Source organism: Pirellulales bacterium, assembly GCA_036490175.1.
Classification (GTDB): domain Bacteria; phylum Planctomycetota; class Planctomycetia; order Pirellulales; family JACPPG01; genus JACPPG01.
This window is the reverse complement of sequence record DASXEJ010000282.1, coordinates 1-14,859: the sequence shown is the minus strand read 5'-3', so window position 1 is coordinate 14,859 and position 14,859 is coordinate 1. Positions and strand designations below refer to the sequence as shown.

Below are 14,859 nucleotides of genomic sequence, written 5' to 3'. Positions count from 1 at the left end.
TCCGACGGTCAGCGATCCCGCTGAACTAAAGCCAATGCTTCAGCAATTTCCCGGCGAGGAAATGCAATCTTGGACTGTGGGAAAGGCGGTGGGCAACGTCCGCAATCAAGGCCCGTCGCTAATGGAACCCGTTGACGCTCCCCAGGACATTGAGTTTAGGCTAAGCAATCAATAGCGACGGCATTTCCCAAAAGACTTAGACGTCCACGATAAGGTCGCCATTTGTCGCGGCGGCAGTCCCCTTTCGGTTGGCAGACGTTTCCATTCGCCGGATGCGGCTATGCCACAATGATCCATTTTCGCAACAAAGATTTCGCGAAAGTAATTTCCCCGCGACAGTAGATTTCAATATCTCCCGAGCGAGCCGCCGAGACCGACTCCCCATGAAGGCCGGCTCTCTAGAAAGGCAATCTCATGTCGCTGACATTCATTACGGTCTGCGTCCTCTCAATTATCGGGGATGTACTGCAGCGCCGGACGCCTCGTCCAATGTTCAAAGAATGGTGTGCCCGAGAAGCCTACAAAAGGGTGTGACCCTGGCTGCGCCAAGCCTGCGGGATTTATCGCAGGTGCGTCGTTGTTGTACTGCATTGCACCTGTCGCACAAACCGGGCAACGACCATTCACCACCAAGCCAATTGTATGCGACATGCAAGCACAACGATTCGCAGAGTTGGCGCATGGAAAAAACCGTCCAGGCCTGCTGTAAACCTGGACGGCTCGACCGTGATCACGATACCACGGCAGTTTTATTTTTCAGCGGCCGCGACTCCGCCTTTTGCGACCATCGTTTTCCAGCATGTGTCGCAAATGGCTGGCAGGCGATCGGGGAGATTGCGTCGCCATATTTTGAAGAGTCGCCAATAGCTCTCGGCTTCGCGACTTGACAGTCTGAACTCGGTCCGACATTTCACGCAGGTCCCTCGCATGCAACTAAACTCCCAATATGCCGCCACGCGAGGGAAAGCCTCGCGCAGCAGCTTATGGAAGCCCGAAGCACCACAATCGGGCTCAACTCTTTAGCCAATTGAGGGCCGCTAGGCGGCGATATAAAACCTAGCGACCCGTTGAGAATGCTACCGAAGACGAAAACCGGTAGCAATCATTTCCGTTGGCACGATAGAGCGCGCCGCTCGTGCTAGCAAGGTAGATTCAGGTTTTGTGGCAAGTATGTGCAGACGGCGACGGGTGAGGTTGGTTCACTGACCCGACAGGAATATCCTTAATCGGTTCAACCGGTGACTACGCAATATGGCTGCGGCCGTCTGCTCAAAGGTGGTCAACGACTCAAACGTGTATTCCGGTAAAGCGTTGGGATCACGTTGTAGTTGCCATATCACGTCACAGAATGCAAGCGTGGTCTTGGCTCGCTCGATATCTGCTTTCTCGCCGTAATATCTGCCGATCCGATTTCTCATTGATCCACCCTCCCGTCAGCCTTTGCGGACTTCTTCCCAGGGCAACGGCACACCTAGATAGCGATAGACCGCAATGGCGTCGCCTTGGAGTTTGCGAAGGCTGTCGATTTCCCATTGCTGAAGGCCATCACTATCGTCGCCGTAGGCAGTCGCGAGTGCATCGAGAAATGCCAAGATGTCGCGGGCGCGATCAATATCCCGGGCTCCGCCGACATAGCGGCCAATGCGATTGCTCATGCTGCTGCTCCTCCGAATCTGCATGAGACATCTAGCAAATCGCGCGCCAGCACAAATGACTGCGGCCGAATGTCGCGAAGGTGGGATGCGTTCGTCTAATCTCGCCGCGCACAATAGTGCCGCCAACCCAGTCGTGGTTGACGCGTTGCGATCGCGCTCGGTGGACGGCTAGGGATTCTATCCGCCAGTCAATCCAGTGAACCGTGCGCTATTTATTGCGCTGCAAAAGGCCCGCAACCGCCGCGTATAGGCAGACGGTTTGAAAAGAAATAACCCAGTAACGTTTGCCTTTTGCGGTCATTTCGGCCTTGACCAAGCAAATGAGAGAAGACAAACCATCAAGCCAGCGAATATCAATAGGTACAAGCCAGGCCCGACTTGCGCATTATCGATGAGGCGCGCCGCTATTTCATTTCCGTCGTGCCGGCCTCGATCGATTATTGCTTCAAGATCGAAGATTTTCTCCATGCCAATCCAACAGGCTGCACTCCCAGGCAGGAAACTGAAAATCTGCCCAGTTTTCGACAGCGGGATCGATTGCGGGCCGTAGAGTGCGACAGACGCCGAGACAAGGAAAAGAACCAACGTAATCCATCCGTCACCCGCGGTGCCCCAGAGCGAACCAAAAAACGGAACCTGAGCCCAGGGCAAGAATGTGGCGCCCATACCGGCACAAGCTGCAATCAGGATCACCACTCGCTGAACATGAAATCCTGTAGGGCTTACCTTCACATCGTCGGTTTCTTGCTTAACCGGTGCCTGATTAGCCAGTCGAGCCTGCTCACTCGCGAGCTGCCTTCGTTTTAGTATTTTCTCGATCTGAGCTTGATGGCGCCGTTGGGATGCATCTACAAGACTGCAACTAACCGCGCGGGTTCCATTGTCGACGGCGCGCATCGCGTCGCCACAAAGTCGCAGTCCGGAGCCTGCAACACGGAGGATAGCGAACACCGGCCCTGATGGCGGCCCATCATCGTCGTCAGATCCGACTGCCATGACGTCGATAGGCACGCCAGGGTTATGGACGGGGGAGAATATCTCGGTAGTCGCGGCTTGAACCCACGGACCACCAGCGTCTTTAGCTAGCGTGTCCGTCGCAAATAACCGGCCGTCTCTCGCCCAAAGCTTAAGTTGGTCGGCGGGGTACGGACCAGCTACTTGCTGCCCACGGCGAATATAGATGTCTGCCATAAATCAGTGCCACATCTGCACCGGGTCAATTGAGCGGCATGCCTGGAAAGTTGTTGTGGGCATCCATTGCTTCAGCACCTTAGCGGCGAGTTCCTTCAGCTTGGCCGAATCGACGGGACTGACGACCTTCTCACTGCGTCTGACATACCAGCCTGGCATTGCTTGGCCCCAGTGAATCTAAACCGCTCAGCACCTCCACTTATAGTCTGTAGTCTTATAGTCGTCTAGCTTCTAGCTTGGCCCCGTGCGCCAAGAAGCCCAAATACAGTCCGAGTTCGGGAAAGCCTTACGTAAAGTCCGTATGAAGGTCGGCATTTCCCAAGAGGCTCTGGCTGATCTGGCTGGCATTCACCGGACGTATGTCGGTGACGTGGAACGCGGTGAGCGGAATATCAGCCTGATCAACATGATGCGGCTCTCGGCCGCGCTGGAAGTTCGCCTGAGCCAGGTCGTCCTAGACATGGAACGGAACCTGAGCTGAGACAGGCAACGTGCGTGCGGGGTCGCGGACGCTTCTGACGCTCAAAAGTAACTTGCATTCCCTGCCAGCTACCAGCGTTGCGTTACTTAGCGCACGATCTGGCACATCACGCCAGCCAACCGCTCCCCCGCTTTGCCGATGCACACGCGCGCAATGAGTCCCGCCTGCTCGGCGTAGGCCTCCGGGACTTCGGGCACCTCACTAGGTTCCTTGCGACGATCGGCGACCGGCCGAAAGCTGCGAACGAGCAGACAGACCAACAGTGTCAACGTCGCCGCTTGCCCTGGGCGAGCTCTACCTCCGCCTCATGCAGCTTCGCGAAGATTGCTTCTGCTTGGAACTTCTGACCTCATGGCAGGTCATTAACCATTTATTGCCAGTTTCGATCCGTTCTGGGGGAGCGGGCAAACGCTCACACTCGGCCACCTTCCTTGCGTAGGTTAGAAGTTGCGCATCGCATTCATTTCGGATTGCGCATATTCCGAGAAAATCCTTGCCGAATCCCGAAATTCTCCGTCCGGTTTGTCGATCAAATAACGCCTGAAAATAGGGGGGCCGTTAATCTTCGAAGCCTGTTTTTAAACGCAGGGCAGCACGTCGCCATGAAATATGATCGTAAAAAGAAAATCCCGACATCCAAAGAACGCCAGCAACATGCGTCACGCCGCAACGCCCGCGCAACGAAAGTCGCCGACTCGCTTGCCCTGCTGGATTCAGACGATCCTCTGTCGGCGCCGCAACTGATCAACAAACTCAAGCGCAACGCGTCCGAACTTGGCGATACTTCACCGCCGAAATGGTGATCAACGCGGTTGGCTCCAAATGGAAACCATGCTTCGCACTCTTCGAATCGCCCGCCTCTCAGCTTCACAAAGCTAGATGCCGAGCATTTCAGCACCTAGCGATTCGAGCATGATGCCTGAACCACAAGCACCGTGTACTAAAACACAGATCGTTGCCAGATGACCGGTTGGATGACCGCCACTAAGCCGCTCGGCGCTGAATACGCTGGATTGATCCGTCCAAGTGCTCGAATCTGACGGACCTGGTGACCGGTTAGGTCGAGTGGCCATGTGGGGATCGACACGTTGTCGCCTAAAGCTTGAGCCAACGGGGGCAATGTTCGCCTGATAGGGAGACCTGAAGTTAGTTAGTAATGGCCCGCTTCGACACGTTCTCGGGGAGAGGTCGGACCGAAAACCGTCTGCGTGATGAGGCTTGTTTGAACCACCGTTCTCGCCGAGAATCAGGCGGAACTCGCATTAAGTATTGCGAAATCTCCATTTTGGGGGTTTTTTACTTGACGGTCATGCAAAACCTAGATAAATGTTGTAGTCGGCCAACTTTTATGGCTTTTTCGATGGCGAAATCGTTTTTAACGGCACAATCGCGTTAGGCGTAGGGTTTGTGCCGACAGTCGTTAGCGCGACTGGTCATTAGTCAGATGGACAGGCGAAAAAGGAAACGCTAATGAGACGAACAACTAGAAAGACACTCGCCCGAATGGGCAGTGCGGCAGTGTGCGCAACGATGCTCACATTCAGTCTGCCGCAAGACTCCCGTGCAGGGAGCATCGTGCTTGATACGAATTCCGGCACCTTTACGGTGGACGGATTGCCGAGCAGCTCGATCAATGGCGTATCGGTCGTCAACGGCGGATTGGTTGGCGGCGTCCAGGTATTCGATGTACTTGGTGATCTGGATTTGCTCAACGGCGACACGCTGAGTTCGATCGGGTCGAATGGCGTTGAAGTGCTCGTTGGAAACAATGTCAACATCGACTCGGGCGCGACCGTGAACATCAATGCCGGCACGACCGGCGGTGGTGCGGGCGGATCGCAAGGAAGTGGCGGCAATGGCGGTGGCGGAGGTAATGGCGGAACGGGCGGCACTGCCAACGGCGGCAGCACGACCAGCAATACTGCGGGTGCTGCCTCGGCAGGACCTGTGAATGGTGGCGCCGGCGGCGCGGGTGGTGGTCTGTTTGCCGCTAGCGGAAGTGCAGGTGCCAATGGCGCCGTGAGCGTTGTTGGTGGTGTCGGCAGCGCGGGCACAGCCGGATCAGGTGGCTCGGCCGGCAGCGCGGGATTGAATTCCTCTGGTGCCGGCGCGGCAGGAACTCCAGCAGGCACGGGCGCCGGTGGCGCAGGCGGCCTCGGTGGCACGACCGGTGGTGTAGGGGGTACCGGCGGATCGGGTAGCACCCCGAACAATGCCGGGATTCAAGGCGGAAATGGCAACACGGGTAACACGGGCGCGACGCCCACGGTTGGCCCTTCGGGAAATAACGGTGGCGGCGGTTCTAACACGGCACTCGGCTTCGTCATCTCGGGCGGAAGCGGCGGCGGTGGTGGTGCTGGCGGTACTGGCGGCGGCGGCGGCGGCGGCGGTGCCACTGGCTCCGGCGCCGGTGGCGGCGGTGGCGGTCGTGGACCTGGCGGATTCAGTTCGGGCGGTGGTGGCGGCGGCGGCGGCCAAGGTGGCACCGGCGGTAAAGGTGGCACTGGCGGGACCGGCGGGATCGGCGGCACCGGCGGCGCGGGCGGCGGTGCGATCGGCATCGTTTCCAACGGCATCGTGACGATCGGTGGTTCCGTGAGCAGCCAAGGCGGCAACGGAGCGGGCGGCTCGTCGGGCACCGGAGGAAGCTCCGGCGCGGGCGGTGCTGCCGGCGGTAATGGTGGCACAGGCAGTACGCAAAGTCATCCGGGTGCCAGCGGTGGTACGGGCGGAGTCGGCGGTACTGGCGGAATCGGTGCCGCAGGCGGCGTCGGTGGCACCGGCGGTGGTGGTGCCGGCGGCACCGTCTTGATCCAAGGAACTCAAGTCCTCGGATCGGGCGCGACCGTGAATGTCTCCGGCGGCCTCGGTGGCACGGCCGGTGGCGGTGGTCGCTTCTTGCTCGGCGATAACACGTCGAATACGTTCGGTGGCAGCGTCGTCGGAGCGGCCAGCGCGCTATCGGCCGCGGGCTCGCAGGATGCCAACCCGTTTGTTGGCCTCTCGCCTCTGACGCCGTTCATTCCGAATCTTCCCTCGATCGGCGCCGAGATCTATGGCCTGACAGGGCTCACCGCGGCAGGTCTGATTCCCAGCCTACCGGCCACGGACGTCAACGGTGCGTCCTTGGCAGGTGCATCGGGCGCTCTGTTCCGCACGGATGCTTCGGTCCTCGGCCCAGCATTCAGCGGATACGACGCTCTCTTGTACATCAATCTGTCGGGTAACTCGGCGTCCAATCCCGAATTCACCCTAGGTGGTGCCCTGCAAGACTTGCTGACACGTGGATTTGCCAACAATCCAACCTTCGGCGGTAGCGGACCAGTTACGCTTTCGTCGCTGGGTGCGGGCGGAGTCTACGGCACCCTGGTGCCGGCCAGCTCGGTTGCAAATCCGCAGATTCAGCTGACATTTGGCGCGACAATGTTCTCGGCCTCGGCCGTTGCGTTAGCGTCGGATGGACAGGCACTGTACGTCACTCCCGAGCCGTCGTCGGTGGCCTTGGCCTTGTGCGGTGCCTTGGCACTCGGGTTGGCTGCGTGGCGCCGTAAGCGGTAACGCTTGGCGGTCTTTGTGGTCCGCGTGACGAGTCATCGATGTGCATTCCGGGAGTCGACTGGGTCAGTCCAGTCGACTCCCTTTTTTTGCGATATGTCGCAATAGCCCATATACCAGGCATTCTCTCACGCAGGGGCATACGACGATAACCATGCCTGTGGTGCCGCTGGTGATTAAAGTGCGAGTATGTGTGGCTCGTGTCGGGCCGGCCAAACCTTCTTCAATCGGCGGCAACTGCGAGCGCTAATTGACACAGCGCAGTGGTCGATCGTCCCGTTTCTCCAAAAGCTGTTGCGCGCGATTTATCATGAGCGTGCCATCGGCATTCAATAACCACTGCGCCCCGCGCCGATCGGTCGCTGCGGCGCCTTGCTGTTCCCACAGCTGAAAAGCTTGCTTCTGTCGCGCAACACGCACGTCAGCCGGAGCGATGTAGTCGTAGATGAGCTTCTCGAAACCCGGCAATGTCTTTAACGATCGCATCGCCTGATACCGCACGGCGGCGTAGGGGTCTGTCAGCAATTGTGCAATCGTGGGGGCGAGCCAGGAAGTTCCCGAAACGGCGCGCGCCGGCTCCCATCGCGCATGCCAGGCGATCAAAGCTCGTTGGCACGCGTCACCGCGCAGTGCGTACATCACCGCGGCCGACACAGAAGTTTGGGCTTCGTCTAGAACAGGCTCGGCCTGGCCATACCAACTCGCCAAATGCTTGGCGACCCAGGGGAGCGTCTGATCCAAGTGGCAAAGGATACAGGCATTCGGCCGACCTGCGAGATCCGAAGCCACCGACGGACTATCGACACGATGCGTACGGCTAAACACGTATTGCCCATAAGCGGTATGAGGCATGTGGCAGTTATAGCAAGCGCTACCCGTGCTGTCCGCCAGGTGGTGCGTATGTTCGATGAGCTTCGCGCGGTAGTCCTCGTGGCATTGGTAGCAGGACTGGTTGCTGTCGCCGGGGGCTGATAGTTGGTCGTTGGGAGGGCTGTCATGCATTGAGTGGCACGATACGCAACTCATTGTGCCGCGTTGATAACAGGCAGATTCCAGCAACCCGTTGTACTCGCGTCCCGAGATGCGCGGCGTGCCGTCATCCCAGAATTCCGAGCGCTCGCCGCCGGCCAGGTCTTGGAAGAATTCGGTAATCACCTCGCGCGCTTGCGGATCGGTCTCGCGCGCGAGCGGCTGCACGATGTAGCGGTCCGCCGTCAATTCGCCGCCGGCGCGGTAGCTGTAACCTGCTGCCAAATCGTGTTGGCGTGTGCCTTTGTAAGTGAACACGCTGTGGCATTGACCGCAAATTTGCGCCGAAACGCGATGGTCAACATGATTGGGCAGCACAATGGTCGGATCCGGCTGGTCGTGCGCCCGGCAAGCGGCCACGCCACTTCGGTGCCGCTCAGCATGCGCTGCCCCAGGACCGTGGCATGCCTCGCAGCTGATGCCCAATTCGGCGACCCGCGTCTCGGCACGGGACAAATCGGGGCTGATTGACGGTATGGCACCCACCGAATGGCACCGAATGCAGTCGGCATTCCACGTGTTCAATCCTGCCACTGGCGCTGTGCCCAACACGGCATCTTCGATCGGTATCCATCGCTGATCGTCGAACAAATAGACAAACGGCACCGATCTGAGCAGCCCTCCCGCGGTTGAGGGCGCCATCCAGATGAACTGCGCATGGTGCGAGCCGGTGGTCATCACGATCCGCCGTTTGACTCTTGGCGCGGCCAGATCCGATAAGGGAACGCTCAGGTCGGCATGGGCATAGTCCAAGTCGGGTAGTTCAACCCAATATTCGTTCCCCTCTCGAATTAAGCGAAACTCGTAACCGCGTAATTCAAGCGTCACGTCGTCGAAGTCCGCCCTCACGTTTTCCGGCGTGGCCGGCTGGGTCATGGTGCGGTGATAGGTGGTGTGCCAACTGGCAAACTGTTCAGCATGGCACTCGCGGCAACCCTGCGACGTAATAAACGCGCCATCCAAACGTGGCTGTGGCAAGAGACCGCCGAGAGCGTCTGCGGAAACGGCCTCGCTGGGCCGCCGATTCTCCGGCCACAACATCCACCCGCCACCGGCGAGCAGAACGATTAGCAGAGCCGCGACTAAATGGAGAGGGATCGAATTTCTAGACCGTTCGTTCATCCATCAACCTTGCAAGACCGCGTAGCTGTGAACCAACGTGTTTTCGCCGGGCAGCCAAAGCCAGCTTCAATCTTGACACACTTGGGGCAACGTTTCCAATCGGACCAACGGGAGCCGATCGATTGATCACGGCGAGCTGAGCGCCTCCACAAACGATGTTCCCGGAATGAGAACCTATACCCTATGCTCGGCACTGATTCATCCGGCTCCATTCCCCTTGGCCGTTTTCGTACCTTCCATGCGGCCCATTATTTCGCACAAAAGCTATTGCGATCACTGCGGAACCGCAAAATCCGGATTAAGATCAAAAACGCATGCAAAGTAAACGACGAACCGTTGCCAAGCCTCGCGACGGACGAATGAATACGTCCGCGGCAGGGAGCCCTTCCGAGCCGGCCGTCAGCGCGCGCATACCATCCGCGGCGCGCCCCGATCGTCGCACGCGGTACATAGCACTCGGATTGCTGCTCGCCGTGATGGTCGTCTTCGCGCAAACGCGCCGTTTCGGATTCATCGAGGGGGACGAAGTTGCGTTGGGGCTCGCCGACGCCGTCGATGATCAAAAGTTAGTACGGAACGAGGCTCGCGTCGTAGCTCCCATGGTGCGCCTGATCGCTAGTGAACCGATACTCCGAAGCGCGCACCGGGCCGAGATGCGGCGTTTTGGCCGGCAGCCCGCGGGTTACCATTTGGTCAGCATGGCGATCCATATCGCGAGTGCTTTGCTGCTCTTTCTTTTGGTGTGTCACATGACTCGGTCGCGTGCGCTTGCCGGCGGGGCGGTGTGGCGCAGTGGATTTGCAGCAGCACTATTCGCCGTTCATCCGTGGGCATCCTCGCCCGTCGCTTGGGTATCGGCCCAGGGAGACCTATTAAGCACGCTTTTTGCCTTGTTGATGATCTGGGCATATGCACTGTATGTCGAACGGCCCACTTGGCAACGCTACTCGCTCGTGATGCTCTGTCTGGTGTCGGGGCTGCTCTGCAGTGTAAGTTTGGTGACCGTTCCGGTTGTCTTGCTGCTGTTAGATTTCTGGCCGCTGCAACGATTGCACAGCGAAGCAGTTGATATCGCACAACGACGGCGCGCGATGGGCATGCTCCTCATGGAAAAACTGCCGTTTGTGGCCATTTGCGCCGTCGTCGGTGCGGCTGTGTTGCGGACCTTCGGCCTCGCGGGCCTTGCTGCGGTACAAGAATCAAATGTTCGCGCCGCGGAATGGGTTTTAACCACGGCGCATGAAGTCGCGATGTTCTGCTGGCCGTGGTCGCAGACGCCGTTCTATGCGCCGCTTGGTGGCGCAATTTCCTCTGGGCAAGTAGTGGCGGCCGGTAGCCTGCTGGTTTTCGTATCGTTGGCAACGATATGGCAGTGGCGCCATAGACCATATCTGGCAACAGGTTGGTTTTGGTTTCTTGTCATGCTAGCTCCAAGCGTTATTTGGGCGGGGCAGTCAGACTCCCTGCAAAGTGCCGAACAGTGCCGTTGTTTTGCCGGGATTGGACTGGCGATTATTGCCAGTTGGGGCGGCGCAGAGCTCGTCTCACGTTTACGCATGGCGCCGATTGGTGCGGCTACCGGCGCGGCAGGGCTTCTGTTGGCCTTAACGGTATCGTGCCACTCGCAGGTCTCCGCCTGGAGCAACAACGTGACGCTGGCGGAACACGCGCTGCAGGTCGATCCGCATAGCTATCGGGCCCACGATTTTAAAGGTGACATGTTGGTAAAGCAGGGCCAATACGCCGGCGCCACTAGAGAATATCGCCTGGCGCTCGACGAGATGCCTGCCGGCAGCGTGCCACACGTGCAGCTGCAAATGGCTGTGGCGTTGGGCGAGCTCGGAGAATTCACCGAAGCCGAAGATTTCTGCCATCGCGCAGCAGATGCGCACCCCAGACTTGCCGTGGTAAATTGCACGTTGGCCGAATTACTGCTCAGGCAGCGGCGCTGGCACGAAGCAGAGAATTCTTGCCAAGAGGCTATTGCCGCTGATCCGCAGTGCGCTCAGGCGTATTGTGATCTGGCGCTGGCTTATTTGGAATTGGATCGCTTTGACGGGGCAGTGCGTTACGGGCGGCGAGCCGTGAAGCTCGCGCCCGAGGTCGCCAAATACCAGGCCAACCTCGGTGTCATTTTGCTACGGAGCGGCCGAGTCGATCAGGCCCAGACCGCCTGTGAAGAGGCGACGCGAATAGAGCCCTTCGCGGCCAAGACCTGGTACAACCTGGGGCTGGTGCAGGGTCGCCGCGGGCTGATCAGGGAAGCGGCCATAAGCTTGGCGCGGGCCGCGGAGCTCGATCCGCAGGCGGCCGACTCCTGGTTGCACTTGGGAAAGATGCAGGCGCTGCAGGGACAACTAGATGCGGCCGCGAATAGCTTGCAAAAAGCCGCGCAAATAGTTCCGACAAGCGCCGAAGCGCACCTCGATCTGGGTTGGGTGCGTCATCACCAGTCGCGACCGGCCGAAGCTATCGCCGAGTACCGTGAAGCGCGTCGGCTGCGTCCCGCCTGGTCCGAGCCCACGGCGCGGCTGGCTTGGATATTGGCAACGTGCCCGTGGAATGACGTACGCCGACCTGCCGAAGCAGTTAAACTGGCAGAAGAGGCCGCACGGTCGGATACGACTCTAACGACGGGCACACTGGATACGTTGGCAGCCGCCTACGCCACGGCCGGACGCTACGGACTCGCGGCGCACACGATTCGCCGCGCGCTCGACCAACTGAGCCCCGACGATCCGATCGTGCCGGCGCTAAGCGCCCGGTGGGACTTATACACAGCGGGCCAGCCTTATCGCGAAACGATTGTGCCCGGCGGCAACCCAAAGTAGCCGCTGCCAGGGCCCCTCGCGACATGATTGGAAACGGGGTTCGATGTGCGTCAAGATTGGAGTTGGCTGCCCGGCAAAAGCCTGTCGGTCTCATATACGGCGGACCTGTTTGGTTGATGCATGAACGACAGCGCGAAGCCTTCGATCCCCCTCAAAGCAGTCGTGGCGGCGTTGGTCGCATTGCTGATCGGTGGTGGATGGCTACTGTGGCCTGACAGTCCGCAGTCCCGCCTAGCCAGATCCGCAGACAATTTGCCGGAACTCTTGCCGCAGCCGCGGCAGGACGGAGAGTTCATCACATCGCAGGGTTGCCGCGGGTGCCATGCCGAGCAGTTCGCCAGTTGGCATGCCACGTATCATCGCACCATGACTCAGCCAGCCACTCCTGAGACCGTCAAGGCCGACTTCGACGACGTAACGCTCGAACTTGGCAATCATGAATATCGATTGAGCCAAGTAGGAAACGAGTTCTTCGTCGAGATGCCGAACCCCGATGCGTCCTCGGAAGCCGATTCTCAAGCCGTCGCGGCGCGCATCAAGCAACGGGTGGCCATGACCACGGGCTCGCACCGGTTTCAATATATATGGCTGGCGAACGGGCCGGACAGCCTCTTTAAGTCCATTCCCTTCGCGTATCTTATCGAAGACCGTCGCTGGGTTCCCGTCGGCGATGCGACTCTAGAGCCCCCAGCGGTTCCTGGCAGCACGCCTAGCATTCAGCCCGCGGTTTTCTGGAACGACGACTGTTCACGTTGCCATGCGGTCGCCCCACTTCCTAATCTGCATGCCGATCTGAAGGGAGCCGATACCCGTGTGGCCGAGCTGGGCATCGCTTGCGAAGCGTGCCACGGCCCCGGAGCAGCCCATGCTGCGCGGCATCGGACAGGCGTGGCCAGCGAGTTGGCCGACAAAAGTTCTGGTTTGGCAAACGCGTCTGATCCCACGATCGTGACACCGACTAACGGCGATCATCGCGTCTCGGCGCAGATCTGTGGGCAATGTCACAGCGTGTTTACATATAAAGAGACGGGCAATCAGAAATTGGGCTCCGGCGCGCGGTACCGTGCCGGCGACGATTTAACGCTCGACCGGTACATCGTCAGGCCGCTCGCGCGCGAGCCGGACCCGCTTGCTCGCGAAGCCATTGCCGAATTCTTTCGCGACGACGGCGGTGGCATCGGAGGACAGCGGCACGAATTCTGGGATGACGGCACTCCACGGATTGCCGGGCGCGAGTACAACGCTCTACTAGAAACAGCGTGCTACCTGCGCGGCTCGATGACCTGTGTTTCCTGCCACTCGATGCACGATAGCGATCCTAACGATCAGCTTGCGGCCCAGATGGACGGCAATCAGGCTTGCTTTCAATGCCATGCCGAGTATCGGGATCGAGTCGCGGAACACACGCATCACGATGTCAACAGTTCCGGTAGCGCCTGCGTCAATTGTCATATGCCGAATACCTCATATACGCAGTTGACGTTCACGCGTTCGCATCGCGTCGACAGTCCGTCGGTGGCTTCCGATCTCGCAGGCCGGCCCAACGCCTGCGTGCTGTGCCATCTCGATCAAACGTTATCCTGGGCAGCTCAGCACTTGGCCAGTTGGTATGGGCAGGCCGTGCCAGCGCTGGACGAAGCCCAAAGTTCTTTGGCCGTAGCAGTGATATACGCCTTGCGTGGCGATGCGTGTCAACGAGCGTTAATTGCCTGGCACGCGCGGTGGGAGCCAGCCCGGGCTGTGTCGGGCGCGACTTGGATCGCGCCGCTGGTGAGCGAATTGTTGGTTGATCCGTATGCCGCCGTGCGTTATCAAGCGGCCCGGACTCTGAAAACATTGCCAAGCTTCGAGAACTTCTCCTACGACTTTATTGCCCCCGAGGAAACGCGCGTGATGCGCAAGCAGCAGGCGATCCGGCAGTGGGAACAGCGGGGAGCGGCGGCGGCCGACCGCCATGGTCCGCGCGTGCTGCTCGACGCGGACGGCGCCGTGATGTTTGACGGCTTGCGCCGGCTATTGAACCAACGAGACGATCGACCAATGCGCTGTGCCAACTAGAGCGGCCCCGGACAAAAAGGATCATCCCAGCAACTGATGGCAATTCTAATATCCGACCATTTGACGCAAAACTGATTGGATGGGCTATGTTTCGTCGGTTGTTTTGGTTGTTGGCTAGTCTAGGGAGGGACCGCGATGCGCGAGGCAACGACGCGTCGGATGACGAAGTCGCCCGTTCGTTTGGCGCGCGAGGCACTGGCCGTGGCCCACGAGGCGCTGCCAGCCTACGCGGCCGTTCACAGTCCCAAGAAGTTCACGCAACCGCAGTTGATTGCCACTCTGGTCCTGCGGCAGTTCTTCAAGGCCGACTACCGAGGCATCATTGCCCTGCTTAAGGATATGAGCGACTTGCGCGAATCGCTGGGCTTGGAGGAGCTTCCTCACGTGGCAATGAAACACCATAGGCTAGATAGAGGGCCCTCGCAAAACCGCCGTGTTGCCGCCTCGTCCTCGTCACCGTTGTGCTTCATTGTGATCAGACACGCGTCATGGCGGTCGCTCTTCGAACGCGTGGAGTCGATAGGTTGTCATAGTTACAGAATAAGCTAGCTTAAGGCTGCGCACCGCGTTCGCAGTGCAGAGCGTAATTCATCGGGTCGCTCGCGGAAACCGTGTCATATCTGGGGTATCGTTCAGTCCAACGCCTGTTCCAGTTCAGCCTGGCGACGGTATTCTTTTTAATGACGCTGTTGGCGGTGTGGTTGAGGGGTGTGCGGTGACAACGCATACCGGCGCTTAACTCTTATCCGCGACGGTTCCAAGAGGACCAAGTCCTCCCAGGAACTCTTTTACAGCATTAAGCTCATTAAAGTAGGAAGCGTCGCTTGGAGTCCCTCGTCGCTTCTGCATCTCAGGAGTAACTGGGGGCTTCCCTGAAGATGCCAGCATGTCCTGGTAGAGTGCCCATGAGTATTGGCCTGCGATCCATCCGATTTTC

The 14,859-nt window shown here is 59.1% G+C and carries 11 protein-coding genes; 6 read left to right on the top strand and 5 right to left on the bottom strand.

Features of this window, described 5'->3' with window-relative positions; translation table 11 throughout:
• Positions 1-1,433: 1,433 nt before the first annotated feature.
• Together VGG64_21300 and VGG64_21295 are read right to left on the bottom strand one after the other, a co-directional pair.
• Entirely contained in the window at positions 1,434-1,655 is a 222-nt protein-coding gene (locus VGG64_21300) for a hypothetical protein (protein ID HEY1602153.1), read from the bottom strand.
• 297 nt (positions 1,656-1,952) lie between these two features.
• A complete protein-coding gene (locus VGG64_21295; protein ID HEY1602152.1) occupies positions 1,953-2,846 on the bottom strand; it encodes a hypothetical protein in 894 nt (297 codons plus the stop codon).
• Positions 2,847-3,090: 244 nt separating this feature from the next.
• Here VGG64_21295 and VGG64_21290 point away from each other — a divergent pair, with 244 nt between their 5' ends.
• Entirely contained in the window at positions 3,091-3,327 is a 237-nt protein-coding gene (locus VGG64_21290) for a helix-turn-helix transcriptional regulator (protein ID HEY1602151.1), read from the top strand.
• Between the two features lie 602 nt (positions 3,328-3,929).
• The gene (locus VGG64_21285) at positions 3,930-4,130 is read left to right on the top strand and encodes a hypothetical protein (GenBank protein ID HEY1602150.1); all 201 of its coding nucleotides are present in this window, start codon (positions 3,930-3,932) and stop codon (positions 4,128-4,130) included.
• Positions 4,131-4,202: 72 nt separating this feature from the next.
• On the opposite strand, the gene VGG64_21280 is transcribed toward VGG64_21285, so the two are convergent.
• Entirely contained in the window at positions 4,203-4,400 is a 198-nt protein-coding gene (locus VGG64_21280; protein HEY1602149.1) for a hypothetical protein, read from the bottom strand.
• Positions 4,401-4,857: 457 nt separating this feature from the next.
• Between VGG64_21280 and VGG64_21275 the strand changes: the two genes are divergently transcribed.
• The gene (locus tag VGG64_21275; protein HEY1602148.1) at positions 4,858-6,885 is read left to right on the top strand and encodes a hypothetical protein; all 2,028 of its coding nucleotides are present in this window, start codon (positions 4,858-4,860) and stop codon (positions 6,883-6,885) included.
• A gap of 243 nt (positions 6,886-7,128) precedes the next feature.
• Here the strand turns inward: VGG64_21275 and VGG64_21270 are convergent, their stop codons facing one another.
• Entirely contained in the window at positions 7,129-8,952 is a 1,824-nt protein-coding gene (locus VGG64_21270; protein HEY1602147.1) for a cytochrome c3 family protein, read from the bottom strand.
• 395 nt (positions 8,953-9,347) lie between these two features.
• Between VGG64_21270 and VGG64_21265 the strand changes: the two genes are divergently transcribed.
• From VGG64_21265 to VGG64_21255, 3 genes are all read left to right on the top strand, one after another.
• Entirely contained in the window at positions 9,348-11,864 is a 2,517-nt protein-coding gene (locus VGG64_21265) for a tetratricopeptide repeat protein (protein HEY1602146.1), read from the top strand.
• Between the two features lie 120 nt (positions 11,865-11,984).
• The gene (locus VGG64_21260) at positions 11,985-13,922 is read left to right on the top strand and encodes a cytochrome c3 family protein (protein ID HEY1602145.1); all 1,938 of its coding nucleotides are present in this window, start codon (positions 11,985-11,987) and stop codon (positions 13,920-13,922) included.
• A gap of 135 nt (positions 13,923-14,057) precedes the next feature.
• Positions 14,058-14,471 (top strand): hypothetical protein, encoded by a 414-nt coding sequence (locus VGG64_21255; GenBank protein HEY1602144.1) that lies wholly within the window; start codon positions 14,058-14,060, stop codon positions 14,469-14,471.
• A gap of 186 nt (positions 14,472-14,657) precedes the next feature.
• Here VGG64_21255 and VGG64_21250 read toward each other — a convergent pair.
• Positions 14,658-14,859: hypothetical protein (locus VGG64_21250; GenBank protein ID HEY1602143.1), on the bottom strand; the 202-nt coding region annotated here is incomplete at its 5' end.

Excerpts from the sequence above, each read along its gene's own strand:
- VGG64_21300 (HEY1602153.1), bottom strand. The coding sequence starts at position 1,655 with ATGAGCAATCGCATTGGCCGCTATGTCGGCGGAGCCCGGGATATTGAT.
- VGG64_21295 (HEY1602152.1), bottom strand. The coding sequence starts at position 2,846 with ATGGCAGACATCTATATTCGCCGTGGGCAGCAAGTAGCTGGTCCGTAC.
- VGG64_21285 (HEY1602150.1), top strand. The coding sequence starts at position 3,930 with ATGAAATATGATCGTAAAAAGAAAATCCCGACATCCAAAGAACGCCAG.
- VGG64_21280 (HEY1602149.1), bottom strand. The coding sequence starts at position 4,400 with ATGGCCACTCGACCTAACCGGTCACCAGGTCCGTCAGATTCGAGCACT.
- VGG64_21275 (HEY1602148.1), top strand. The coding sequence starts at position 4,858 with ATGCTCACATTCAGTCTGCCGCAAGACTCCCGTGCAGGGAGCATCGTG.
- VGG64_21270 (HEY1602147.1), bottom strand. The coding sequence starts at position 8,952 with ATGTTGTGGCCGGAGAATCGGCGGCCCAGCGAGGCCGTTTCCGCAGAC.
- VGG64_21265 (HEY1602146.1), top strand. The coding sequence starts at position 9,348 with ATGCAAAGTAAACGACGAACCGTTGCCAAGCCTCGCGACGGACGAATG.
- VGG64_21260 (HEY1602145.1), top strand. The coding sequence starts at position 11,985 with ATGAACGACAGCGCGAAGCCTTCGATCCCCCTCAAAGCAGTCGTGGCG.
- VGG64_21255 (HEY1602144.1), top strand. The coding sequence starts at position 14,058 with ATGCGCGAGGCAACGACGCGTCGGATGACGAAGTCGCCCGTTCGTTTG.